Genomic DNA, 25,297 nt, shown 5'->3' on the forward strand with positions numbered 1-25,297 from the left:
GCGGCGACGAGCGCGCATCCGGCGCGCAGGCAAGGAGACCACTCCATGAAGCTGCTGCACGTACCCCTGCTGGTGTTGGGCCTGTTGATCGCGGGCCAAGGGTTCGCCGCCACCGCGCAACAGGATAAGATGAAGACCTGCAACGCCGACGCCACCGCCAAGGCGCTCAAGGGCGATGAACGCAAGGCGTTCATGAGTATCTGCCTGAAAAAGGCCGAGCCGGCCAAAGCCGCCACCCAGCAGGAGAAGATGAAGACCTGCAACGCCGACGCCAATACCAAGGCGCTCAAGGGCGATGAGCGCAAGACCTTCATGAGTGACTGCCTGAAGAAGAAATGACCTGCGCCTATGCCTGTGCCGTGAAGGCTGGCAGACTGCGGGACTTTCCGCTGTCTGCCGTTGAGGCTGTATGACTTTCACTCCCCGCCAGGTCACCCTGGCCAGCTGGATCATCGTCATGGCGGGCCTGTTGCTGGCGCTGCCGCTGAAGCTGCTGCCGAGCCTGCTGGCCGGCCTGCTGGTCTACGAACTGGTCAACATGCTCACCCCGCGCCTGCAACCGCTGATCGCCGGGCAGCGCGCACGCTGGTTGGCGGTGGCGCTGCTCGGCACCCTGGTGGTGAGCACGCTGACGTTGCTGATCGCCGGCGCCTTCAGTTTCCTGCTGCACGAGGCCGAGAACCCCGGCGCCTCGCTGGACAAGTTCATGGGCCTGGTCGAGCGCGCGCGGGGCCAGCTGCCGCCGTTCATCGAAGCCTACCTGCCGGCCAGCGCCGCCGAGTTCAAGGTGGCCATCGGCGACTGGATCAAGAGCCACCTGACCGACCTGCAACTGGTGGGCAAGGGCATGGCGCACATGTTCGTGACCCTGCTGATCGGCATGATCCTCGGCGCCATCGTCGCCCTGCAGCGCATCCCCGACATCTCCCGGCGCAAGCCCCTGGCGGCGGCGCTGTTCGAGCGCCTGAGCCTGCTGGTGCAGGCGTTTCGCAACATCGTCTTCGCGCAGATCAAGATCTCGCTGCTCAACACCTTCTTTACCGGCATCTTCCTGGCCGTGGTGCTACCACTGTTCGGCGTGCACCTGCCGTTGACCAAGACGCTGATCGTGCTGACCTTCCTGCTCGGGCTGCTGCCGGTGATCGGCAACCTGATGTCCAACACCCTGATCACCATCGTCGGCTTGTCGCTGTCGATCTGGGTGGCGATGGCGGCGCTGGGGTATCTGATTGTTATCCACAAGGTCGAGTACTTCCTCAACGCGCGGATCGTTGGCGGGCAGATCAGTGCCAAGGCCTGGGAGCTGTTGCTGGCGATGCTGGTGTTCGAGGCGGCATTCGGCTTGCCGGGGGTGGTGGCGGGGCCGATCTATTACGCTTACCTGAAGAGTGAGTTGAAGCGGGCGGAGTTGGTCTGAAGGATTGCCGGGGCCGCCACGCGGCCCCGGGATGGCTCAGGCGGCGCCGTAACGCTTGCGTGCCTCGATCGCCAGCCCACTGCCAATGCTGCCGAAGATATTGCCTTCCACATGCCGCGCATTGGGCAGCATCGCCGCCACGCTGTTGCGCAGCGCCGGAATCCCGCTGGAACCACCGGTGAAGAACACCGTGTCCACCTGCCCCTCGCTCACGCCGGCCTTGGCCAGCAGCTCGGTCACGCTGCCGCGCACCCGCTCCAGCAACCCGCCGATGGCGTCTTCGAACAGCGCCCGGGTCAGTTCGGCCGACAGTTCAGGCTCGATCCGGCCGAAGTCGATGCGACGGCTGTTGCGCTCGGTCAGTTCGATCTTGCTGGCTTCCACTTCCATCGCCAGCCAGTGCCCGGCGCGCTGCTCGATCAGGTTGAACAGGCGGTCGATGCCTAGTGTGTCCTCGATGTCATAGCGCATGCTGCCCAGGGCCAGTTGCGACTTCTGCGAGTACAGGGCGTTGATGGTATGCCAGGTGGCCAGGTTGAGGTGGTAGCTGGTGGGCATCAGCGCGCCGCTCTTCATCCGGCTGCCGTAGCCGAACAGCGGCATCACGCCCTGCAGGCTCAGCTGCTTGTCGAAGTCGGTACCGCCGATGTGCACGCCGCCGGTGGCGAGGATGTCGCTCTGGCGCTCGGCCACCAGGTGACGCTCCGGCGACAGGCGGATCAGGGTAAAGTCCGAGGTACCACCGCCGATATCGACAATCAGTACCAGCTCTTCACGGCAGATGCCCGACTCGTAGTCGAACGCCGCGGCGATCGGTTCGTACTGGAACGACACGTCCTTGAAGCCGATCTTGCGCGCAACCTCCGCCAGGGTGTCCTCGGCCTCCTGGTCGGCGGCCGGGTCTTCGTCGACGAAGAACACCGGGCGGCCCATCACCACCTGGTCGAATTCGCGGCCGGCATCGGCTTCGGCACGCTTTTTCAGTTCGCCGATGAACATGCCCAGCAGGTCCTTGAACGGCAGGGCGCTGCCCAGCACGCTGGTGTCGTGCTTGATCAGCTTGGAGCCCAGCAGGCTCTTGAGCGAGCGCATCAGGCGGCCTTCGTAGCCCTCCAGGTACTCGTGCAGGGCCAGGCGGCCGTACACCGGGCGACGCTCCTCGATGTTGAAGAAGACCACCGACGGCAGGGTGATCTTGCCGTCTTCCAGGGCGATCAGCGATTCGACGCCCGGGCGGTGCCAGCCGACCGTGGAGTTGGAGGTGCCGAAGTCGATGCCGAGGGCACGGGCCGGGGATACGTCAGACATGAAGGAGAGCTTCCGGAGGCAAAACGGCCGCGCAGTTTATGCCAGTCTGCGGCTAAATCAAGACCGGTCGTCTGCGATAGCGCAACCCCGGATGAACCTTGAAAGGCTATGCTTGACCCCAATCTTCAGTAGCAATACGTACATTCACATCGGTGATCCATAGATGGACTTCAAAGACTATTACAAGATACTGGGCGTCGAGGCGAGCGCGGACGAGAAGGCGATCAAGGCCGCGTACCGCAAGCTCGCGCGCAAGTATCACCCCGACGTCAGCAAGGAGCGTGACGCCGAGGACAAGTTCAAGGAGGCCAACGAGGCCTACGAAGTGCTAGGCGACAAGGACAAGCGCGCCGAGTACGACGAAATCCGCAAGTACGGCGGCCAGCATGGCCGGCCGTTCCAGGCGCCGCCTGGCTGGGAGTCCCGCGGCGGTGGCGGCGGTGGCTTCGAGGGTGGCGATTTTTCCGATTTCTTCAGCTCGATCTTCGGCGCCCGGGGCGGCAACCCCTTTGGTGGCGGCGGTGGCCGGCAGCAACGCAGTGCCGGCAGGCGAGGGCAGGACGTGGAACTGGAACTGGCGGTCTTCCTCGAAGAGACCCTGAACAAGGAATCCAAGCAGATCAGCTTCCAGGTGCCGCAGACCAACGGTGCCGGGCAGCGTACCGGGTTCACCACGAAAACGCTGAACGTGAAGATCCCCGCCGGGGTGACCGACGGCGAGCGCATCCGTCTCAAGGGCCAGGGCGCGCCGGGCGTGGGCGGTGGGGCCAACGGCGACCTGTTCCTGACTATCCGCATGGCTCCGCACCCGCTGTTCGATGTCGAAGGCCATGACCTGATCATCACCGTGCCGCTGGCACCGTGGGAAGCGGCGCTCGGCGCCAAGGTGGCCGTGCCGACCCTGACCGGCAAGATCAACCTGACCATCCGCCCGGACAGCCAGAGCGGCCAGCGCCTGCGGGTCAAGGGCATGGGCCTTTTGAACAAGCAGGGCGAGCGCGGCGACCTGTACGCCCAGCTCAAGGTGGTCATGCCCGCCCAGTCCGATGCCGCCGCGCGCGAACTGTGGACCCAGCTCTCCGAGAAAGCCGCGTTCAATCCGAGGACTCAATGGAGTAAGTGATCATGAGCAGCACCCTGATCGTTCAACTGGACATGCGTACCCTGTGCCAGGAAGCCGATGTGTCGGCCGACTGGGTGATCGAGATCGTCGAGCACGGCATTGTCGAACCGTCGGGGCGAACGCCCGAGGAGTGGGTGTTCGATGACCGCGCGCCGGTGACGCTGAAGCGCGCGGTGAAGCTGCATCAGGAGCTGGAGCTGGAGTGGGAAGGGGTGGCGCTGGCGTTGGAGTTGCTGGAGGAGGTGCAGCAGTTGCGTAGCGAGAACAGCATGTTGCGCCAGCGGCTGGGGCGGTTTGTGCAGGGGTAATGCTCACCTGACCTGATATTTTTGCCAGTAGACGCGGTCTGATGGTCACTCTAGCGTTGAGACTCCATCCGCATGGTGCGGATCTCCCAATGCAGGAGTGTCGACATGGCTGTGCAGCAACTCACCGAGGCGCAATTTGAAGACAAGGTACTGAAGGCTGGAAAGCCTGTGGTCGTCGAGTTCTTCAAGTACAAGGCCGATGGCGCCGAGAACTCCAGCAAGCGTATGAGCAAGGTGCTGGATGACTGGGCATCCTCGGAATCGAAGGCTGACTTTTTCCGCATGCCCTTGAGCGATAGCCCGGATGTGGCCGGGAGGTATGGTGTTCAATCCGCTCCAACGCTGCTGTATTTTTCCAAGGGCAGCAAAGTTGAAGAGCTCATCGGCTACTACAATGACGAACGTCCCAAGACCTTGCTGGCGCGCCATTTGTGATGAGGCATAGCACTCAAGCGCTAGTCAGGACTTTGTAGTACAGCTCTGTGGCTCGGCAGGTACCTTCCGGGCCGCAGGCATAATCCGGAATCTCCCCCGCCTTGCTGTACCCCAGCGTCCGTTAGAACGCCTCCGCCCCAGACCCCGCCTCGGTTTCCAACGCCCTTATCAACTGACGCTGTCGCGCATCGCTGTGTACCAGCAGCTTCTGCGCCTCGGCTCGGTTCAGCCCGTTGGGCTTCAGTTCTGTGAAGGGGGGAGGGTGTCGTCATCCAGATAAAGCTGCATGAATGTCAGGTCCAGCCACCGGCCGAATTTCACGCCTACCTGCGGCATCTGTCCGGTCACCCTGAATCCCAGCCGCTCATGCAGGCGCACCGACGCGGCATTGCCGCTTTCGATGGCGGCGACCATCACATGCTTGCCACAGCCCCTTGCCCGTTCGACCAGTGCTGCCATCAGCACTGGGCCCAGACCTTTGCCGCGCTGGTCGCCACGGATGTACACCGAGTGTTCGACCGTATGGCGGAAGCCCTCGAAGGGGCGCCAGTCGCCGAACGAGGCGTAACCCAGTACGCCGCTGTCATCCACCGCGACGAGGATCGGATAACCCTGCAGCGCACGGGCCTCGAACCAGGCCCGGCGGTTGGCCAGGTCCACCGGGGTTTCGTTCCAGATCGCCGTGGTGTTGGCCACGGCGTCGTTGTAGATGTCGAGGATGCCCGGCACGTCGTCGATCAGGGCGTCGCGGATCTGGTAACTCATGACAGCGTCTCGCAAGGGAAGTGGCTGCAGATTAAATGGTAACCAGGCCGCGCACACCTTCGGCCTGCATGTTTTCCCCCCGGCCGCGCTGGACGATCTCGCCGCGGGCCATGACCAGGTACTGGTCGGCCAGCTCCTCGGCGAAGTCGTAGAACTGCTCCACCAGCAGGATGGCCATGTCGCCCCGGTCGGCGAGCTTGCGGATCACCGCGCCGATTTCCTTGATCACCGACGGCTGGATGCCTTCGGTGGGCTCGTCGAGGATCAGCAGGCGCGGGCGGCTGGCCAGGGCGCGACCGATGGCCAGCTGTTGCTGCTGGCCACCGGAGAGGTCGCCGCCACGGCGTTGCTTCATCTGCTCCAGCACCGGGAACAGTTCGTAGATGAAGGCTGGCACTTCCCGGGCCTCGCGGGCGGGGAACCGCGACAGGCCCATCAGCAGGTTTTCCTCGACGGTCAGGCGCGGGAAGATTTCGCGGCCCTGCGGCACGTAGGCGATGCCGGCCTGGACCCGTTGCTGGGGCTTGAGCGTGGTAATGGGTTTGCCTTCCCATTCCACGCGGCCCTCGCGGGCCGGCAGTAGGCCCATCAGGCAGCGCAGCAGGGTGGTCTTGCCCACGCCGTTGCGGCCCAGCAGGCAGGTGACCTCGCCGACCTTGGCCTCGAAGGACAGGCCGCGCAGGATGTGGCTGCCGCCGTAGTATTGGTGCAGGGTGTCGATTTTCAGCATGTTCTGCCCTTGAGTCGTTCAATTCGTGGGAGCGGGCCTATCTACCGAGATACACCTCGACCACCCGCTCATCCTCCTGCACCTGTGCCAGCGACCCTTCCGCCAGCACACTCCCCTGGTGCAGCACCGTCACATGGTCGGCAATGCTGCCGACGAAGCCCATGTCATGCTCCACCACCATCAGCGAATGCCTGCCCGCCAAGGAGCGGAACAGCTCGGCGGTGAACTCGGTCTCGGCATCGGTCATCCCCGCCACCGGCTCGTCGAGCAGCAGCAACCTCGGCTCCTGCACCAGCAGCATGCCGATTTCCAGGAACTGCTTCTGCCCATGGGACAACAGCCCCGCCTGGCGCTGGGCCAGGGGCAGCAGGCGCAGGGTGGTCAGCACCTCCTCGATGCGCTGGCGCTGCTCGCCGGACAACCGCGCCACCAGGCTTGCCCACACCGACTTGTCGGCCTTGAGCGCCAGCTCCAGGTTCTCGAGCACCGTCAGCGCCTCGAACACCGTGGGTTTCTGGAACTTGCGGCCGATACCGGCCTGGGCGATCTGGCATTCACTCATGCGGGTCAGGTCGAGGGTGTCGCCGAAAAACGCGGTACCTGTGTCGGGGCGGGTCTTGCCGGTGATCACGTCCATCATCGTGGTCTTGCCGGCGCCGTTGGGGCCGATGATGCAGCGCAGCTCGCCGACGCCGATGTACAGGTTCAGGTCGTTGAGCGCCTTGAAGCCATCGAAGCTGACGCTGATGCCCTCCAGGCTCAGCACCGTGCCGTGGCGGGTGTCGAGCCCGGCCTCGCGGCGCCGGCCCAGGCCGATCGCCTCGCGCCCGCTGCCGATCTGGTCGAAGATCGGTTCCAGCATGAATTCCGGATGCACCGGGGGCACGCTTCTCATGGCTGACTCCTTTTCTTCACAAGGCCGACCACGCCCTTGGGCAGGTACAGGGTGACGAGGATGAACAGCGCGCCGAGGAAGAACAGCCAGAACTCGGGAAACGCCACGGTGAACCAGCTTTTCATGCCATTGACCAGGCCGGCGCCAAGCAGCGGCCCGATGAGTGTGCCGCGCCCGCCGAGCGCCACCCACACGGCGGCCTCGATGGAGTTGGTCGGCGACATCTCGCTGGGGTTGATGATGCCCACCTGCGGCACGTACAGCGCTCCGGCCAGGCCGCACAGCACGGCGCTGAGCACCCAAACCAGCAGCTTGAAGCCGCGCGGGTCGTAGCCGCAGAACATCAGGCGGTTCTCGGCGTCACGCACGGCAGTGAGCAGGCGCCCGAACTTGCTCTGGGTCAGGCGCCAGCACAGGAACAGGCTGCCCAGCAGCAGGCCAACCGTGAGCAGGAACAGCACGGCCCGGGTGCCCTGGGCGGCGATGTCGAAACCGACGATGGTGCGGAAGCTGGTGAAGCCGTTGTTGCCGCCAAAGCCTGTCTCGTTGCGGAAGAACAGCAGCATCCCGGCGAAGGTCAGGGCCTGGGTCATGATCGAGAAATACACGCCCTTGATCCGCGAGCGGAAGGCGAAGAAGCCGAACACCAGCGCCAGCAGCCCCGGCGCCAGTACCACCAGGCACAGCGCCCAGGCGAAATGCTGGGTGCCGGCCCAGTACCAGGGCAGTTCGCTCCACGACAGGAAAGTCATGAACCCCGGCAGCCCATCGCCGGCCGCCTGTCGCATCAGGTACATGCCCATGGCGTAGCCGCCCAGGGCGAAGAACAGGCCATGGCCCAGCGACAGCAACCCGGCGTAGCCCCAGACCAGGTCCAGGGCCAGGGCGACGATGGCGTAGCAGAGGACCTTGCCGACCAGGGTCAGGGTGTAGGCCGAGACCTGCAAGGCGTGCCCGTCGGGCAGCAGCGACAGCAGCGGCAGGGCCAGCAGCACCAGGACGACAACGGCGCCGACGGCCATTGAAACCCGGGTGCCGGCCTTGCGCGTGGCAGTGACAATCAATGGCTGGTTCATCAGTCGATTACCCGTCCCTTGAGGGCGAACAGGCCTTGCGGGCGCTTCTGGATGAACAGAATGATCAGCGCAAGGATGAGGATCTTGCCCAGCACCGCACCGATCTGCGGCTCCAGCAGTTTGTTGGCGATGCCCAGTCCGAAGGCCGCCCACAGGCTGCCGGCCAGCTGGCCGACACCGCCGAGCACCACCACCAGAAACGAGTCGATGATGTAGCTCTGGCCCAGGTCCGGCCCCACGTTGCCGACCTGGCTCAGGGCCACGCCGCCGAGCCCGGCGATGCCCGAGCCGAGGCCGAAGGCGAGCATGTCGACGCGCCCGGTGGACACCCCGCAGCAGGCGGCCATGTTGCGGTTCTGGGTGACCGCCCGCACGTTCAAGCCCAGCCGCGTGCGGTTGAGCAGCAGCCAGGTGAGCAGCACCACCGCCAGGGCGAAGCCGATGATCACCAGGCGGTTGTACGGCAGCACCAGGTTGGGCAGCACCTGGATGCCGCCGGACAGCCAGGCCGGGTTGCTCACCTCGACGTTCTGCGCGCCGAAGATCAAGCGCACGGCCTGGATCAGGATCAGGCTGATGCCCCAGGTGGCCAGCAGGGTTTCCAACGGCCGGCCATACAAGTGACGGATCACTGTGCGCTCCAGCGCCATGCCGACACCCGCGCTGACGGCGAAGGCCACCGGCAAGGCGATCAACGGGTAGAACTCGATGGCGCCGGGGGCATAGCGTTGCAGCAGCACCTGGACCATGTAGGTGCTGTAGGCGCCGAGCATCAGCATCTCGCCGTGGGCCATGTTGATCACCCCGAGCAGGCCGAAGGTGATCGCCAGGCCCAGCGCCGCCAGCAGCAGGATCGAGCCCAGCGACAGGCCGCTGAAGGCCTGGCCGAGCAGGTCGCCCACCAGCAATTTGCGCTGCACTTGGGCCAGGCTGGTTTCGGCGGCGGTGCGTACGGCGGCGTCGGTTTCGGCGTCGGGTTGTAGTAGCGCTTCTAGACGGGTGCGGGCCAGCGGGTCGCCGGTTTCACCGAGCAGACGCACGGCGGCCAGGCGTACCGCGGGCTCGCTGGCGCCCAGTTGCAGGTTGGCCAGGGCCAGGCCGAGGGCCGCGTGCACGGCGGCATCCGGTTCGCTGGCGAAGCGCCGGTCGAGGAAGGCCATTTGCGCTGGCTGGGCAGTCTTTTGCAGTTGCTGCGCGGCGGCCAGGCGGATGCTGGCTTGGTCGCTGAATAGCTGATGGCTGGCCAGGGCGTTGTCGATCAGGCCGCGCAGACGGTTGTTCAGGCGCAGCTTGCGCGTGTCGTTTTCGGCGACGCGGCCTTGGCGCAGGTTTTCCAGCAGCGGCAGGCGGGCGGCATCGGGTTGCGCGGCCCAGGTTTCGAGCAGGCGCGCCTGGTCGGCGGGCTTGGCGGTGAGGAAGAACTCGCCTTCGCTGGCTTGGCTGGCCAGGGGCAGTAACAACAAGAGGGTGAGCAGGAATCTGAGCATTAGTTATTCCTGTAAAGTCAGGGTAAGGCGAGGGCTTCGCCCTCGATCGCGACACAAGGCCGCTCCCACATGGGAACGCGATCTACCTGTGGGAGCGGCCTTGTGTCGCGAAAGGGCCGCAAAGCGGCCCCTGGTCACTCAATTACCTTTCACCGCATAATCCGGCCGCTTGTCATTCCCCGGAATGAACGGGCTCCAAGGCTGCGCCCGCAGCGGCTCCTCGGTCTGCCACACCACGCTGAACTGCCCGTCATCCTGGATCTCGCCGATCATCACCGGCTTGTGCAGGTGGTGGTTGGTCTTGTCCATGGTCAGGGTGAAGCCCGAAGGTGCCTTGAAGCTCTGCCCGGCCAGTGCCTCACGCACTTTGTCCACATCGGTGGACTTGGCTTTTTCCACCGCTTGCGCCCACATGTGGATACCTACGTAGGTGGCCTCCATAGGGTCGTTGGTCACCGCCTTGTCGGCCCCCGGCAGGCCCTTGGCCTTGGCGTAGGCCTTCCAGTCGGCGACGAACTTCTGGTTCACCGGGTTATCCACGGACTCGAAGTAGTTCCACGCCGCCAGGTGCCCCACCAGCGGCTTGGTGTCGATGCCACGCAGCTCCTCTTCACCCACCGAGAACGCCACCACCGGTACATCGGTGGCCTTCAGCCCCTGGTTGGCCAGCTCCTTGTAGAACGGCACGTTGGAGTCGCCATTGACCGTCGAGATGACCGCCGTCTTGCCGCCTGCGGAGAACTTCTTGATGTTGGCGACGATGGTCTGGTAATCGCTGTGGCCGAACGGCGTGTAGACCTCTTCGATGTCCTTGTCGGCCACGCCCTTGCTGTGCAGGAAGGCGCGCAGGATCTTGTTGGTGGTGCGCGGGTAGACGTAGTCGGTGCCCAGCAGGAAGAAGCGCTTGGCGCCGCCACCGTCCTCGCTCATCAGGTATTCCACGGCCGGGATTGCCTGCTGGTTAGGCGCGGCGCCGGTGTAGAACACGTTCGGCGACATCTCTTCACCCTCGTACTGCACCGGGTAGAACAGCAGCCCGTTGAGCTCCTCGAACACCGGCAGCACCGACTTGCGCGACACCGAGGTCCAGCAGCCGAACACCACCGCCACCTTGTCCTGGGTCAGCAGCTGGCGGCTCTTCTCGGCGAACAGCGGCCAGTTGGACGCCGGGTCCACCACCACCGCTTCGAGCTGCTTGCCGTTGACCCCGCCCTTGGCGTTGATCTCGTCGATGGTCATCAGCGCCATGTCCTTGAGCGAGGTCTCGGAAATCGCCATGGTCCCCGACAGCGAATGCAGGATGCCGACCTTGATGGTCTCGGCGGCCTGGATGCTCCAGCTCAGGCCCATCGCGGCGATCGATGCGCTGAGGGTGAAGGCCTTGATCAGACTGCGTCGCTTCATGTGCTCACTCCGATGTGATGGTGGGTGTTGGCCAGGTCGGAGATTGCAAGGGCTGTGCCGAGCGATGGAAGCTGCGTGATAGAGCGGTTGTGCGACGAATCGGGGCGCGGGGTGGGGCCAGGATGGTGCTTGCGGGTCGGGCCTGCACAGGATTGGGGCCGGGGGTGATGAACACTTTTGACACATAAGCGGTACTTGAGTACCGTGCCGCACCGCAGTAGTTTCTGCGGTTCGGGATTGGCGTCCCGTATTCAGAGAGATCGAGCACTGGCGCACCTTGCGGCGGTGTTCTGCATGGCTGCACCCGTTATGGGCGGAGCCGTGTGTGGGAGCCTTCGGGCTCACCGGTTCTCTCTGCCGGCACGCCAACCCGCACGGCTTCGTCCACCCATCTTGGCGTATGGGCGCGGAGCTTCTAAAAGAGAGAGCTGCAAGGAGATGCACCATGCTCAAGAAGATCGTTCCAGATCCACCGTTCGCATTTGTCGAGATCGCCACCTTTCATCGAGAGGTGCAGCCATGAACCAGGAATCGCTGCTCGACCACAGTCCCCGCAAATCACGTCCCGTTACCGCCAGTTCCCCTTTGGCACCTGCAATCACGCCCATGATCCGATGCTCTCGGTGCATGCCGGAGTCGATAGCGAGGATGCGCTGGTGTGCGCCGTGGCGGCGTTGAAGGCGGCGTATGAGACCAATGCTGCCGCGTTGGAGAAGGCGGGGGAGCCGTTGCGAAGTCTGCTGACGGCGACGGAGAACTCGCTGGAGAAAGGCCTGGCGCTGGCCGAGGCGGTGCTCGAGGGGTTGGAGCAAGGCTGACGCGCCGAGGCCGCTGTGCGGCCCTTCGCGGCGCAAGCCGGCGAAGGGCCGCAAGGGCAATCAAAGCACAGAAGGCTTAACTGTCGCTGGGCGGGGGTGCTTTTTTCTTGGCGTCGGCTTTGGCCTTGGCAAGCCCCTCGATGAAGATTGCATCCCCGGCCTTGGCGGTGTAGACCATGTTGAAGCGTATGTCCTCGATCACCGAGAGGTCCTTGAGCAGGCCCTCATCGCCCAGCAGCTCGAGCGTCCATTGCGAGATGGCGCCGGTGCCCTCGAACGGCAGGTACCGGCCATCGTGGAACATCAGCTCGTAGACCCAGGTACCGGCATCGTACCCCAGCCCATCTTCGGCCACCGTCGACGACAACGCGATCTGCTGGTTTTCGCGCGGATTGCGCAGCACCAGGCGGGGGTTCTCGCGCGCCGCTTCTGCCTTGGTGTCGTCTTTGCTCTCGGGATAGAAGGAGAAGGCTGCGTCCGTGTTGGGCTCTAGCAGCGTTGTGCTGCCCGTCTGCTTGAGCAGTGCGCACAGCTCTTCCACCGGTTTGTCCGCCTTGAGCACGAATGTGACGGACACATACTTGAGTTGGCGCAGGTACTGGCCAGGGTAGCTCTTGTCAAAGTCTTGCGCCGTGAACGCGAAGGCGTGGGTCAGCGGTTGGGTGCGCTTTTCATCTTTTTTGAAAACTTTCGCCCACTTTTCCTCTGCCTTGGTTGGGCTGCTGTCCATTTGTTTCTTCAGGCTGAACGACTTCTTGATCGTCAACCGTCGCTCGTTTCTGGCCAGGTACTCATTTTCCATTTGCTGCAAGTTCACCAGCAGCGATTCGCCCACCAGCATGCCTTTGTAGTTGTCGCGCCAGGCGGTGGTATCGATGAAACTGTCGCGCCGGTAATCGCCGATCTCGTAGCGCCAGGCAGCCTCCACCCCCATGCACAGCGAGCGTACCGCGTCGTAGGCTGCGCCGTAGATCTGCTCCTGGCGTGCTACCAGCCAGTTGTAGATGGGGATGATGGTGAAGCCGGTGGTCATGGATACATAGGCTTCCTTGAGGTTGACCCGCTCCTGCTCGACCTGGGAAAGGGCGATGGTGGCGGCGTTGAGCTCGATGTTGGTTTCCTTGATTTGCTGATCGAGAATTTGCAGGTCCCATTCGACCTGGCTTTTATCGAACACCCAGCCGGCTGCGCGACGGTTGTAGGCAGCCTGGGTCTCCAGTTCCTTCGCAATCATGTCCGATATGGTAGCGAAGGTCTTGCAGTCTGCGGCTGCAGCCTTTGCAATCGCATCAGGTTTGTTGCCGCCGAAAGAAAACCCATAGATAGTAGGCACCGTCGTGGCAGTGACACCGCCGAGGATTTCAAAGGCAATACTCCCCACGCGTTGAACATTGGCAATCCAGGTAAACGCCGTAGCCGCTTCTTCTTCAGGCGATCGGCCGACATCGATGAGATCGCTGAGATACTCCTTCTGTGCCAATGATTTGTCGCGGCTGAGCAGCAGTACCTTTTTCTTGGCTTGAACGCCGCTGATGGCTTCTTTCTGCAAACGGATCGCGAAATCGGCCATCTTGATATCCTGAGCTTTCAACTGCACCGCCAGGCTGGTGTTGAACTCCTCCTCCATCAAGCTCATGTAATGCCTGCCGAAGTCCGACAGTTGCTGGGCCGCTGCCTTGGCCAGGGGCAGCAACTGGCGGAAGCGGTAGTGCGGAATATCCACCTGGCCACTGCGATAGGGAATGGGCACGTTGCTCACGCCGCCCCGCCCGGTGTCAAAGGCGTCCAGGCTTTCGCTGCTCCAATCAAGCGCAGGCAGCAGCTTGCCATCGAGGGTAAGCCCGTGGCGCAGGTTGTACAGGCGGCTTTGCAAGGTTTGGTGCAGGTCGAGCACCCGGCTGTTGAGGGGGCGGCGGAACTTGCTTTCCTTGACCGATGCCAAAGTCACTGCCGTCCAGCGCGAAGCATCGCTGCCTCTTGGCAGCGGGCCAAGCAATTGCTGCGCTTGCTGGTAGCACAGCCAGGCCTGGTTAAGCGAGCTGAGGGTGAGCTGGCGGTAAAAGTGGTCGCCCTGCAACAGCCAGTTCTCCAGCAGCGACAGGTAGATTGCCTGTTGGTAGTGACGCGACAGGGTGAATACCCGGTTGATGGGATCTACACCCTTGCGCAGCGTCGAGCTCAAGGTACCCACCTGGGCAAGCGGGCGTGTACACCACGGCGCGGGTCGGCCTTGCTCGTCGGCTTTGGTCCGGTAGGGGTTGAACAGGTATCGCAGGTACCAATCTTCGGCTTCTTCGAACTGTTGTTGCTCGGTCAGGCGCATGGCCACCAGGGCGGGCAGATGCAGGAACAGTTCGCGGAAATAAAGCGCGTTGGCACCGTGTAGATCCATATCGACAGACTTGGACGATCCAAGCCCCGGTTCTTGCAGTTCCTGCGTGTCCCAGGCCAGCACCTGCTCGACCCCTTGGCTGGCCCGTGCGACCAGGTTTTTACCGAACAGTGTATTGAGGCGGATGTTGTCCGTCGGCAAGGTAGGTGAAAGTTTTTTTGCGCCGCTGAGGTCGAGATACTGCGCTTGGCGATCGTTGGTAACGATAGAGATGGCCCAGGTTTCGTCGGCGTTGGTAGCGTCTTTTATATTGAAAATTGCTTCTTGGATTGTATTATTTAAGAGCTCCTTAAGAAAACGTTTTTGTGTGAGCGGAAAGAGGTCTGTTTCGCCTTGGTTTGATATGTATTGGGTGATTATTTTTATTTTTTTATAATTACCTGCTTTAAGTATCGGTTCGCAAATGTAATGGTTGGTGCCCTTTTCGAAGAATTTTTCATTATATATTGATTTGTCGTCTCCGAAAATTTCTACAGACAGGCTTACTATGCCTTCGTATCCACTCAGGGTGTCTCCTAGCAGGGTGTCTTCTTGTATATAAAATTTAATGTGTTTTTTTAAGGGGGAGGTGAAGCTGGCCTCGGCATAAAGATTGTTTTTTCTGACTTCAGTGTTTTCTATTTGTGTTGGGGTTCCGTCATAAGGGTGTTGAATAATGTGTGCGTTTTTGTAAGAGGCCAGGAATGAGATGCTGAGGTCTTCGGCGAGGTCATCAGTGATTTCCTTGTTTTCTAACAAGAGCAAGTCACGCGCCTCAAGATAGTAGTCAGTTCCGCGTTTAAGTTTGTTTTTTGGGCTTTCGCCCGAAGCTTTGGCGCTGTCGTCTGATGTCTTGGCGCTGTTGTCCGGTGCTTTGGCGCTGTCGTCCGGAACTTTGGCGCTGTCGTGCAATAGCGCTGTCAGCCATAGCTCTTTTTTCTCAGTTTCATGGACCACCACGATCAGTCCGGGCATGAAGCTCAGGTCCTTCGCACGGTTTGCATCCCATTTTCGTTCTTTATAGCCATCCAGGCAGAACAGCTCGTTCGTGGTACTCCAAGTGCCGTCGCTCTGTTGGAATGCAAAGTTCACGGACAGCTTGCGCTTGTTATGCAAGGTCTTACCGGGCTTTTCGTCATCTGGCAGGTCAGTGCCGCCCCGCTCCACCCAGAACACATAACGTCGACCGGCAATGACAACCGGGCGGACGACGTCGATAAGCTTCCCATCCGACGTGCTTTGCGCGATCTCGCCCGTAGGCGCCAGGTCAATTTTCTCCCACTCGCTCCAGGCCAGCGGGCTGAGCCGGTTCTGATCGTCACGCAGGCTGATATCGAGCGTCCGCCAGTAATACTCTTGCGGGCTGGTGTTGGTCTTGGCGATCAGGTGATAGGTATCCTGCTTGGGGTCGTGCCCATCCAGATAGCCGCTGATCACTTGCAGGTTGCTGACCCGTTCGAACTTGGCCAGGTAGCTGCAGATGGCCGTGTGCAGCAGTGAGGTGTCCATCTTGCCCTGGTTCAGGGCCACCTCCAGTTCCTGGAACGCCACGCTCTTGTTGGGCCGGTTGGCGTAGTAGATGAGGTTGGCGGGGTGGTTGTGGCGGTCAACCAGGCGTTTCCACGTGCCGTACTGCCCCAGCCCATTCTGCCATTCGGCCTGGGCGTCGCCGGATGGACCGGTGTCGCCATACCCCGGCTCAAGGCGCGCAAACAGTCGCGAAAGGTAGTGCTGCAGGCTGCCAATGGCCTGGTTGAGCCGCGTGGTGGAGACCTCGCTGCTGACCCGGATATCGGTCAGGCAATAACTCGACAAGGCATCGAAAGAGGGCACGCTGGGCGTTGCGTCAGGTTCAGCGGGTGCCCATTGAGCGATCAGGTAGCCTGCCAGGGCGTCGCGCCAGCGTTCGCGCATCTGCTTGTCGATCATTTCCCGCAGTGTGTCATCGGCGCTGGCCATCAGCAGGTGGCTGGCCCCTTCGAATTCGTGGTAGGGCGAGACCTCGTTGAGTTCACTGAAGCTCAGCAGCGAGTTGCAGGCCAACCCTGTTTTATCGCACAGCCGTTTCAGCCGTAGGATATAGTCGATGTCGCTGATGGTGCTGGGTACACAGGGTATGCCGACCAGACGATTCTGTATTCCAGGCTGCTCAGGTAGCGCTTCCATGGTTATCGGACAATAAGCGTACAATCCGCCCGATTTATTTTCTTCCCAAAAGGTTTTCCATAATTCAGGTTTATATCCTTTAGTGTATTGCGTCTGCGTGACCAGTAGCGGCCCAGGATTGTGATTGAGGAATTCACCCAGCTTATCTACAAAATTTTGAGCGGCCTCAAATTTGGAGTATCGGTAACCCGTATGGCGAACGACAAACCGCTTGAGCATCTGTTCGATTCCATCGGTGTCGTAGAAGGACTTTTCCACCTTCGAGAGTGTTTTCAAAAAATCGTCAAAGGTCGGTCTTGTATCTTCAACCGCCTCGGTTTCCATGACGTTAGGGCAGGCCACCTCCACTTCTTCCTTGCTCCACCCTATCAGGGTGCCTAGCGCCTTGGCGGCTTCAGCCACTTTTTCAGGCTGGGTCGTGTGACGGTGCGTAGACAGATAATCAGTGGCGTCACGCTCGTCGGCGCCATTGGCCCTGCACACTTCGATCCAGTCACGGAAGCGACTGAGCTGATAGCATAGGTCGAGGTTAGTGGCCTCGTGTTGGGGCTTTTCCAGATCGAACCATTCTGGCTTGTCACACAGCGCCGTCAGCACGCCGGCGCTCAAGCGCAATGCGCTAACGAGGGCGCAGCGACGCTCGACTTTGCACCACAGCTTGCTTGCTGCTAATCGGTCAGCGGCCTTGGTCTTGGTGTCCATGTCGAGGATCACTTTTGCCGCCTTCAGCATCTCTAGCGCTGTGGTGCCGGACCAGCCCAATAGTGGCGGGACATGCTGGCGGCTGACGCCAAGCATAGTCCGCTGTTGTTCCACAATAATCATCAGCAGTTGGGTCGCCCCTTCTTGCTGCTGGCTCTCAGTAGCTTCGGGATCCAACGCGTGTTCGATAAGTTCGCGATTGTGCTGGAAGGTAACTGGCAGCGAACCGTTCTGCGCCTCCTCCGTTGTGGGCACTGGCGCCAACGCCTCCAGCAAAACGCTGGGCAGGATCTGCTGTTGACGCAGCCATTGATCAAGGTTGCTCATTGCCACCAGGGTGTCGAGCACATCGCTACCCTCGATATCGCTGATCGCCGGCGTGCCTGCCAACTGGGCCATCACGTTGGTGCCCGTTGTCGCCAGAAGCCCAACAAGGGCGCTTGCCTCTCGGGCGGAGCGCTGGAACAGACGATGCAACCGGCTAAGGCGATACAGCGCAGAGAGCAGCGACAGCGATAACGTGAGCTGCTTCAGTTTCTGTGCCTGTTTGACTTGCTCCAGGTACACCAGTGTTGCCTGCTCATCCACCCCCAAGGCCTTGGCTAATGCGGGCACAACCTTGAACTGGCCGTCGTTGCCATCGGCCGGGTCGAATGCGCGGTCGTCAAGGACCAGCGGGTTGAGCGGGGCGCCTTGCCCGGCACCTGGGCCATCGAGTACGCGGTCGAGCATCGGGACCTGCTCGCCAACTGCATAAGGGTTGACTTCACACACCAGGGCGGCGAATTGCTCGGCGCTGGTTCCGTAGGCCTCGTTCAGGTAGCGGAAAACCCCAAACGCCCTAAGGGTGGAGGGCGTCAGGTTCCAGTTGCTAGACTGCCCTTCGGCGCGCAGGATCGACATCAACAGCAGGTCGACTTCGTTGAACGGTAGGGCCAGCGCCCGTTGCAGGTGGATCATTTGGTACATGCGCGCCAGCTTGCCGAAGTGGAGCGAGTCGAACTGTGGTTTTATACCCTCTCCGGCCAAGGCATCCTTGATCGTCAGCGGCGTTTCTTGATGCGCATTGATGTATGCCGCGCCGTAATGGAATCTTTTCAGTTTTGATTCGCCGGTGGGGCGATAGGCAGTGGAACTGCGCACCAGGCTGTAGCTGGCGGTGGCATCGTCATCGATGCCGGCCACGGCCAGCAGCTCGAGTATCTGCTCGAAGCTCAGCCCGGTGCGGCGCCCGAATGTCTCGACATCGAGCAATGAAGCGATTGCCTTTTTTGCATCGATATCAGCCATGCCATACCACTTGCGCCAGTCGTCGCCCTTGTCGCGCAGGGGCTTGTGATCCAGCAACAGTGTTTGCAGGGCCGGGTTGAAACCGCTGGCGTTACGCATGACTTGGCGCAGCTCTTCGCTGCGCAACCCCTCGTAGCAGAAGCTGGGGTAGCTGTACTGCGCCTGCTGCAGCAGTTCGAAGTACGGAACCTTCTTGTACGAGAGCACCGTCTTGGCTTGCTCGTGGGCATAGTTGAACGGTAGGCAGGCGTGCAGGCCAGCGCTGGCCAGGACTTCGGGCAAGTACGCCTTTGTTCCGGCACACTCCTGGGCATGGTGCGTGAGGGCGCTAATGGCCAGGGTCAGTGCGCTGACAGGTTGTTCCAGGGTGCTGGGGTCGAGCAGCAGTTTGCCGATGTCCGGGCGCCGCTTGGTGAGCGTCACTCGCGTTTTGGCCGTGCTGGCATTTTCCAACGCCTGGGCCTTCTGGTAGAGCGCATGCAGGTAAGCGATAGGCCCGTTGTTCGATTCAGGCGCATCGGGGCTGCAGGGGTTGGCCAATTGTTCCGGGAACAGCTTGGCGTAGGTGTTGGCGGAGGCGGTCTGTGCGGCCATGCGGGCATGCTCCCTGTCGAATGAGGATCATCATTGCGATACGTCACTGTCTGGGCGTATTTAGGGAGCAGGGCAGCGGGGGCACAACTGGCAAAAATATCAGGTGGAAGCCTGATCGTAAGCTGAAGTCCCGATGGAGTGGGGGCGGTAGTGAGTATGAAGATATCGATTGGCTCGCCTGGTGTCTTGTCGGCAGGCTCGGGCTATGTGAAGGGCTGCAAAGCAGCCCCTCTTGAATTCAGCCGTTATGCACAGCCGTGCGTGGGTGGCGCCTGCTGCGCACAAACTGATAGGTCACCGCCAGAATCACGAACCAGATCGGTGTCACCACCAACGCCGAGCGCGTATCCGCCTCCAGGCTCAGCAACACCAGAATGCCGGCGAAGAACACCAGGCACACGTAGCACATGAAGCGCCCACCGGGCATCTTGTAGGTGGATTGCTCATGCAGCGCCGAGCGCTGTTTGCGGTAGCTCAGGTACGACAGCAGGATCAGCGTCCACACGAACATGAACAGCACCGCCGACACCGTCGTCACCAGGGTGAAGGCTTCGATCACATTGGGTACCAGGTAGATCAGCACCGCGCCCAGCAGCAGGCAGGTGCAGGAGAAGTACAGGCCGTTGGCCGGCACCGCGCGGCGCGAGAGTTTCTCGAAGGCCTTGGGCGCATCGCCCTCCTGGGCCAGGCCGAACAGCATGCGGCTGGTGGAGAATACGCCGCTGTTGGCCGACGAGGCCGCAGAAGTCAGCACCACGAAGTTGATGATGCTCGCCGCCGCCGGCAGGCCGGCCAGCACGAATAGCTCGACGAACGGGCTCTTGCCCGGCACCACGTCGCGCCATGGGGTCACCGCCATGATGGCGACCAGCGCCAGCACGTAGAACACGATGATGCGGACGGGGATCGAGTTGATCGCCCGCGGCAGGGTGCGCTCGGGGTTCTTCGCCTCGGCGGCGGTGGTGCCCACCAGCTCGATACCGACGAAGGCGAACACGGCGATCTGGAAACCGGCGAAGAAGCCGAGCATGCCGTTGGGGAACATGCCGCCGTCATTCCACAGGTTGGCCAGGGTGGCGCTGTGCCCGCTGGGCGACTGGAAGCCGGTGACGACCATGTACAGGCCGGTGGCGACCAGGCCCATGATGGCGATGATCTTGATCAGGGCAAACCAGAATTCCATCTCGCCGAACATCTTCACGGTCACCAGGTTCAGCGACAGCAGCAGGGCCACGCAGCTCAGCGCCGGTATCCACTGTGGCAGGTCGGGGAACCAGAATTGCGTGTAGGCGGCGATCGCCACCACGTCGGCGATGCCGGTGACCACCCAGCAGAACCAGTAGGTCCAGCCGGTGAAGTAGCCGGCCCAGGGGCCGAGCAGGTCGGCGGAGAAATCGATGAACGACTTGTAGTTGAGGTTCGACAGCAGCAGCTCGCCCATGGCGCGCATGACGAAGAACAGCATGAAGCCGATGATCATGTAGACGAAGATGATCGATGGGCCGGCCAGGCTGATGGTCTTGCCCGAGCCCATGAACAGGCCGGTGCCGATGGCGCCGCCGATGGCGATGAGCTGGATGTGGCGGTTGGTCAGGTTGCGTTGCAGGTGCTGCTCTTCGGAGGGTGTCTGGGAGGTCCGGGTCATAGGCTGCATTCCATTGAGGGTCAGTCTTTTTGTGAGCGAAAGCCGCGTAGGCTATCACGTCGCGTTCCAATCGCGGGTGTGGCAGATCGGCACGATCTTGGCGGTACAGCGCGGTGCTCGACATGACGGGAATCAATGGTTGTTGGTGCCGGCCTCATCGCGGGGCAAGCCCGCTCCCACGCCGTGGATCGTGCACGGCGTGGGAGCGGCGGTGCGCCGATGCGACTTGCCCCGCGATTGCGATATCAGGCTCGAACCATGGCCCGGCGTCTCACCACCAGGCTATCCACCACCCACATCACCACCATCGAGATCCCCACCAGCGGGAAGGCGACGCCCAGCACCACCATCACCCCCACCGCCATCTTCCAGCGCGGCAGGTCATGACGCAGCGGCGGCACGCCCAATCCACCCGTGGGCTTGCGCTTCCACCACATCACCAGCCCGCTCACCGACCCCAGCAGGATCATCAGGCACACCAGCAGGATGACGAGCTGGTTCAACGGCCCGAACATCTTGCCTTCGTGCAGCATCACCCCCAGCTCCGTGGCGCGTGCCAGCGGGCTGTAGTCCTGCCAGCGCACATCGGCCAGCACCTTCCCGGTGTACTGGTCCACATGCAGGGTGGCGTCGTTGCGCGGATCGTCGGCGAATACCGCAATGGTGAACACGCCGTCAGCACTGGTCGGCAGGGTGATGCTGTAGCCCGGCTCGACCTCGCGCAGCTTGGCGATGTTCTCGACCTGCTGCAGGCTCACCTGCGGCGCCGCCGGGGCGTGATCCATCATGTGATGCCCGGCATGCTCGGCATGGGCGCCGGACACTGGCATCGGCGTGTTCTCCATCGCCCACGGCACGGTCTGGCGATGAGCGCTGTTGAGGTCGCGGGCTTCTTTATCGGACTTGGGCACGTCATTCCACATGGCCGCCGGGAACCGGTTCCACAGGTCGGCGTACTGCTTGCCCCACAGCCCGGTCCAGGTCATGCCGCTGATCAGCATCAACAGCAGCAGGGCCGAGCCCCAGAAGCCGGTGACGGCATGCAGGTCGCGCCACAGCAAGCGGCCGCGCGCGCTGAAACGTGGCCACAGCACGCCCGCGCTGCTGCGCCCGCGTGGCCACCAGAGATAGAGCCCGGACACCACCAGCACAATGCCCCAGCCCGCCGCCAGTTCAACCAGCCGGTCACCGACCGTGCCGACCATCAGTTCGCCATGCAAGGCGCGGGCGATGGCCTGCAGGTTCTGCTTGCCATCCTGCTCGCCCAGTACCTTGCCGCTGTACGGGTCGACGAAGACATTCAGCTCGCGACCGCCATCGTGCACGACGAACTGCGCGCTGCGCTCGGCGCTCACCGGCGGCAGATACTGTCCCACCTGGCCCTGTGGATAAGCCTGGCGCACGTTGGCCAGCAGCGTGTCGGCGCTTTGCCGGTGGTGGCCGGCCTCCACCACTATCAGCTCGCGGTACATCAACGGATCGAGCTGCGGCTTGAAGAGGTAGATGATCCCGGTGATCGCCAGCAGGATCATGAACGGCGCCACGAACAGCCCGGCATAGAAATGCCAGCGCCACGCAAGGTTGTAGAAGGAAACATTTGGTTTGCTCATTAGAGCCTCCCGTAGACCTCAAGTGGGCGCGGTCAGGTCCCGCGCCCGTTTGTTGTTGTCAGAAGCTGAAGTCGACCTTGGTCCAGAAGGTCCTGCCTGGCTCGTTCACCGGGTCCGTGGCGCTGGCCGGGTAGCCGAACCCGGCGTTCCCGGCCAGGTTCAGGTGCTCGGCGTAGGCCTTGTCGAACAGGTTGTCGACGCCCGCGCTGAGCTTGAGGTTGTTGTTGACCTTGTAGGCGCCGTTGAGCGAGAACACGCCGAAGCCTGAGCTGGTGTCGTAGTCCTTGCCGACCACGTTGCCCTGGTTCTTGGCGATACGGTTCTGCTCGGCGACCAGGCGCCACAGGGCACCGATGCTCCAGGTGTCGCGGCTGTAGGTCAGGCCCAGGCGGCTTTCCAGCGGTGGCATCTGTGGCAGGGCCTTGCCGTCACTGCTGTTCTTGCCCCAGGCGTAGGCCAGGGTGGCGTCGGCCTTCCAGTTCTCGGTCAGCTTGTAGGCCGCGCCCAGTTCGCCGCCCATGATGCGGGCGTCGATGTTCTGTGCCTGGGAGGTGAGCGAGCCCATCATGTTGCGCTGGTAGTCGAACAGGATGTAGTCGCGCACTTGTCCGACATAACCCGAAGCCCAGGCTTCCAGGTGTTCGTCGCGGTACTGGATGCCGAAGTCGAGCTGGGTGGTCTTCTCCGGCTTGATGCCGTCGAAGGCGTTTACCGAACCGGCCGGGGCGCGCTTGGGCGAGAACAGCTCCCAGTAGTCGGGGAAGCGCTGGGCGTGGCCGAGGCCGATGTAGGTGGTGGCCGGAATCGCCGCCAGGTCGTGCTCGTAGCGCACGAAGCCGCTGGGCAGGGTGTCGGCGCGGGTGTCGCCTTCGGTGGCGCTGCCCTTGCGGAAGTCGCGGGCCGAGGCACGGTCCAGGCGGGCGCCGGTGACCAGGCGATCCTCGCCGGTCGCATACCAGGTGAGCTCGCCGAAGGCGCCGTAGTTGTGGAAGTCGGCGTCCTTGGTCCAGGGCTTGCCCTTGTGCGCGTTGACGCCCATGCCGCCGCGCTGACGGTGCTCGTTGGTCTGCGCGTCGATGCCGCTGATCAACTGCACGTCGGTCCAGCGCCAGGTGGCCTTGATCCGCGCGCCCATGGTGCGGCGGTCGACGTTGCTGACCATGGGCATGCCCATCATGCCGGTGCCCGATGGGGTACGCAGGGTGTAGTTGTCCATCACGTGGTCGGCGTAGTTGTAGTAGACCTGCGCCTCGACCTTGTCGAGCACTTCGCCCAGGTTGGACCTCTCGAAGCGCAGCCCCAGGCTTTCGCGCTTGAACTGCGAGCCGTCCATGCCGCGTCCGGCGGAGCGGGCCTCGCCGTCGCCCTTGCCGGCAGTCAGTTCCAGCAAGGTGTCGGCGTCCGGGGTCCAGCCGAGGCTGACGTCGCCGTTCCACTTGTCCCAGCGCGACGGCACGGTGTCGCCGTTGCCGTCCTCGAAGTCGTCCGAGTGCGACTGGTTGCCGATGAAGCGCACGTAGCCGAGCTGGTTGCCGGCTGCGGCGTCGAGGACCTTGTCGAAGCGGCCGTTGGAGCCGGCCAGTACGCTGCCGTTGACCCGGCTACCCAGTTCGCCGAATTTCTCCGGCTCACGCTCGAACAGGATGGTGCCAGCGGAGCCGCCCGGCCCCCAGATCACGCTCTGCGGGCCCTTGATCACGGTGAGGCGGTCGTAGGTTTCCGGCGAGATGTACGAGGTTGGCGCGTCCATGCGGCCCGGGCAGGCGCCGAGCATCATGCCGCCGTTGGTGAGGATGTTCAGGCGCGAGCCGAACATGCCGCGCAGCACCGGGTCGCCATTGGTGCCGCCGGCGCGGATCACCGAAAAGCCGGGGATGGTCTTGAGGTAGTCACCGCCGTCGCTGGCCGGTACGGGCTGGCGCGGGTCCTTGGGGTTGGTGACCACGGTCAGTGGCGAGCTCGGGGCGATGGCGGTGATCACCGTCGGACTCAGCTCGGCCGGGCCGTGCGCATGGCCTTCATGGCCGGTTTCGGCGGCAATGGCCAGTGGCGCGAGCAGCGAGCCGCAGAGCACGGCGATGGTGCCACGCAGGGATAGGGCAAAAACAGGGGTGCAGCCGGACATAATGATTCCAGTCGATCAGTCGTGAGTCAGCGCGAAGCCTCCTGGCTTCGGGCGTTTAGCGTGTTGAGTTCAAACGACGATCGAATGGGGTGGCGCGCGGCTGCGGGCGCCGGGGAATACAGCCTGCCGGGCATGGCCCTGGCGCGTGGCGATGGTGAGGTGGGTGGGTGGGGTGACGCTGCCCGCGCTGAGCGGGCTGAGGGTCTGGGGCAGGGCGGGGCAGTTGAACAGCAGGCTGCAATAGCCGCACTTTTCCCACATGACATGCAACTGGCCATCGCTGCCGTGGCCGTGGTGCTCGTCGTGACCGTGCGCCATGGGCATGCTCATCGACATGTCCATGGGCATGGACATGCCGGCGTGGTGCTCCATCGGCATCGACTGGGAAACCAGCGGGCCGATGAAGATCATCCACATGGCGAACAGGCTCAGCCAGCCGCCACCGACGCGCCTGCGATCAGGGCGGGTAGTACGGGCGCAGCTGTAGCGCGGCAGGCTCATGGCGAGCGCCAGTCAGTCGATCAGGTCAGTGCGCGTGCTCGTGCGCGGCCTGCTCGGCCGGTGGCTGCTTCTGCACGGCGACTTCGACGGTGATGTCACCGGCCTTCTCGAAGTGCAGGGTCAGCGGGAAGCGCTTGCCGTCGGTCAGCAGGCTGCGATCCTTGGGCTGCATGATCATCACGTGGTAGGCGCTGGGGGCGAAGGTCAGGTCCTTGCCGGCGGGCACCACCACGCTTTGCACCTGTTGCATCTTCATGGCGCCGGCGGCGCTCATCGCATGCTCGTGCAGCTGGGCGTCGGCGCTGATCGGCGTGTCCGCCGAGAGCAGACGGTCGTCGGTCTTGCCGTTGTTGTGCACGACGAAATAGGCCGCGACGTTGGGCGCGTTCGGCGGCAGCTCCAGCGACCAGGGGTGGGCGATGTGCAGATCGCCTTTGCTGTATTCGTGGGCGTTGGCATAGGTGCCGGGCAGCAGCAGGGCGGCCAGGACGAGGGCTTGCTTGAGCATGGGTGAGTCTCCGATCTGT

The 25,297-nt window shown here is 62.7% G+C and carries 19 protein-coding genes and 1 pseudogene; 6 read left to right on the forward strand and 14 right to left on the reverse strand.

Going from position 1 to position 25,297, the window contains the following annotated elements; translation table 11 throughout:
• Nucleotides 1–45: 45 nt before the first annotated feature.
• Entirely contained in the window at nt 46–339 is a 294-nt protein-coding gene (locus ACVWZ5_RS16030) for a PsiF family protein (protein WP_084942440.1), read from the forward strand.
• A 70-nt stretch (nt 340–409) separates the two neighbouring features.
• Nucleotides 410–1,417 carry a hypothetical protein gene (locus tag ACVWZ5_RS16035; RefSeq protein ID WP_343581879.1) on the forward strand — a complete coding sequence of 336 codons (1,008 nt, stop codon included), beginning with the start codon at nt 410–412 and terminating at the stop codon, nt 1,415–1,417.
• A 36-nt stretch (nt 1,418–1,453) separates the two neighbouring features.
• Here the strand turns inward: ACVWZ5_RS16035 and ACVWZ5_RS16040 are convergent, their stop codons facing one another.
• The gene (locus ACVWZ5_RS16040; RefSeq protein ID WP_062572697.1) at nt 1,454–2,725 is read right to left on the reverse strand and encodes an Hsp70 family protein; all 1,272 of its coding nucleotides are present in this window, start codon (nt 2,723–2,725) and stop codon (nt 1,454–1,456) included.
• A gap of 163 nt (nt 2,726–2,888) precedes the next feature.
• On the opposite strand from ACVWZ5_RS16040, the gene cbpA reads away from it, so the two are divergent.
• The 3 genes from cbpA to ACVWZ5_RS16055 all read left to right on the forward strand — a co-directional run bounded on the left by cbpA (nt 2,889) and on the right by ACVWZ5_RS16055 (nt 4,591).
• Nucleotides 2,889–3,848 (forward strand): curved DNA-binding protein, encoded by a 960-nt coding sequence (gene cbpA / locus ACVWZ5_RS16045; RefSeq protein WP_028688226.1) that lies wholly within the window; start codon nt 2,889–2,891, stop codon nt 3,846–3,848.
• A gap of 2 nt (nt 3,849–3,850) precedes the next feature.
• Entirely contained in the window at nt 3,851–4,156 is a 306-nt protein-coding gene (locus ACVWZ5_RS16050; RefSeq protein ID WP_062572698.1) for a chaperone modulator CbpM, read from the forward strand.
• A gap of 105 nt (nt 4,157–4,261) precedes the next feature.
• A complete protein-coding gene (locus tag ACVWZ5_RS16055) occupies nt 4,262–4,591 on the forward strand; it encodes a thioredoxin family protein (RefSeq protein WP_062572699.1) in 330 nt (109 codons plus the stop codon).
• A gap of 13 nt (nt 4,592–4,604) precedes the next feature.
• On the opposite strand, the pseudogene ACVWZ5_RS16060 reads toward ACVWZ5_RS16055, so the two are convergent.
• The 7 genes and pseudogenes from ACVWZ5_RS16060 to urtA form a co-directional block, all read right to left on the reverse strand.
• Nucleotides 4,605–4,832 (reverse strand): annotated as a pseudogene (locus tag ACVWZ5_RS16060) (GNAT family N-acetyltransferase); the annotation flags it as partial.
• Nucleotides 4,832–5,356: a GNAT family N-acetyltransferase gene (locus tag ACVWZ5_RS16065; RefSeq protein ID WP_062572700.1), complete on the reverse strand. Its 525-nt coding sequence runs from the start codon at nt 5,354–5,356 to the stop codon at nt 4,832–4,834. The pseudogene ACVWZ5_RS16060 and the gene ACVWZ5_RS16065, both read right to left, overlap by 1 nt.
• Before the next feature lie 31 nt (nt 5,357–5,387).
• Nucleotides 5,388–6,086, reverse strand: a complete 699-nt coding sequence (urtE, locus tag ACVWZ5_RS16070; protein ID WP_062572701.1) for an urea ABC transporter ATP-binding subunit UrtE — start codon at nt 6,084–6,086, stop codon at nt 5,388–5,390.
• Nucleotides 6,087–6,123: 37 nt separating this feature from the next.
• Entirely contained in the window at nt 6,124–6,981 is an 858-nt protein-coding gene (urtD, locus tag ACVWZ5_RS16075; protein ID WP_062572702.1) for an urea ABC transporter ATP-binding protein UrtD, read from the reverse strand.
• Nucleotides 6,978–8,057, reverse strand: a complete 1,080-nt coding sequence (gene urtC / locus ACVWZ5_RS16080) for an urea ABC transporter permease subunit UrtC (RefSeq protein WP_062572703.1) — start codon at nt 8,055–8,057, stop codon at nt 6,978–6,980. Before urtC ends, urtD begins: the two co-directional genes overlap by 4 nt.
• Nucleotides 8,057–9,544, reverse strand: coding sequence for an urea ABC transporter permease subunit UrtB (gene urtB / locus ACVWZ5_RS16085; protein ID WP_096048797.1), 1,488 nt, complete (start codon nt 9,542–9,544; stop codon nt 8,057–8,059). The genes urtC and urtB overlap by 1 nt, the downstream gene beginning before the upstream one ends.
• A 138-nt stretch (nt 9,545–9,682) precedes the next feature.
• Nucleotides 9,683–10,948, reverse strand: coding sequence for an urea ABC transporter substrate-binding protein (urtA, locus tag ACVWZ5_RS16090; RefSeq protein WP_028691298.1), 1,266 nt, complete (start codon nt 10,946–10,948; stop codon nt 9,683–9,685).
• Nucleotides 10,949–11,562: 614 nt separating this feature from the next.
• Between urtA and ACVWZ5_RS16095 the strand changes: the two genes are divergently transcribed.
• Nucleotides 11,563–11,766: a hypothetical protein gene (locus ACVWZ5_RS16095; protein WP_062572705.1), complete on the forward strand. Its 204-nt coding sequence runs from the start codon at nt 11,563–11,565 to the stop codon at nt 11,764–11,766.
• Between the two features lie 76 nt (nt 11,767–11,842).
• On the opposite strand, the gene ACVWZ5_RS16100 is transcribed toward ACVWZ5_RS16095, so the two are convergent.
• The 6 genes from ACVWZ5_RS16100 to ACVWZ5_RS16125 all read right to left on the reverse strand — a co-directional run bounded on the left by ACVWZ5_RS16100 (nt 11,843) and on the right by ACVWZ5_RS16125 (nt 25,278).
• The gene (locus tag ACVWZ5_RS16100) at nt 11,843–18,889 is read right to left on the reverse strand and encodes a Tc toxin subunit A-related protein (protein WP_457340728.1); all 7,047 of its coding nucleotides are present in this window, start codon (nt 18,887–18,889) and stop codon (nt 11,843–11,845) included.
• A 238-nt stretch (nt 18,890–19,127) separates the two neighbouring features.
• Nucleotides 19,128–20,534, reverse strand: coding sequence for a D-serine/D-alanine/glycine transporter (cycA, locus tag ACVWZ5_RS16105; protein WP_062572707.1), 1,407 nt, complete (start codon nt 20,532–20,534; stop codon nt 19,128–19,130).
• A 245-nt stretch (nt 20,535–20,779) separates the two neighbouring features.
• On the reverse strand, nt 20,780–22,144 hold the full coding sequence (locus ACVWZ5_RS16110; protein ID WP_457340729.1) for a PepSY-associated TM helix domain-containing protein: 1,365 nt from the start codon (nt 22,142–22,144) through the stop codon (nt 20,780–20,782).
• Between the two features lie 58 nt (nt 22,145–22,202).
• On the reverse strand, nt 22,203–24,269 hold the full coding sequence (locus ACVWZ5_RS16115) for a TonB-dependent copper receptor (RefSeq protein WP_457340730.1): 2,067 nt from the start codon (nt 24,267–24,269) through the stop codon (nt 22,203–22,205).
• Between the two features lie 69 nt (nt 24,270–24,338).
• A complete protein-coding gene (locus ACVWZ5_RS16120) occupies nt 24,339–24,770 on the reverse strand; it encodes a DUF2946 domain-containing protein (RefSeq protein WP_186600203.1) in 432 nt (143 codons plus the stop codon).
• 25 nt (nt 24,771–24,795) lie between these two features.
• Entirely contained in the window at nt 24,796–25,278 is a 483-nt protein-coding gene (locus ACVWZ5_RS16125; RefSeq protein ID WP_186600204.1) for a copper chaperone PCu(A)C, read from the reverse strand.
• Between the last annotated feature and the right edge of the window lie 19 nt (nt 25,279–25,297).

It is taken from the genome of Pseudomonas sp. TE6283 (genome assembly GCF_054060555.1).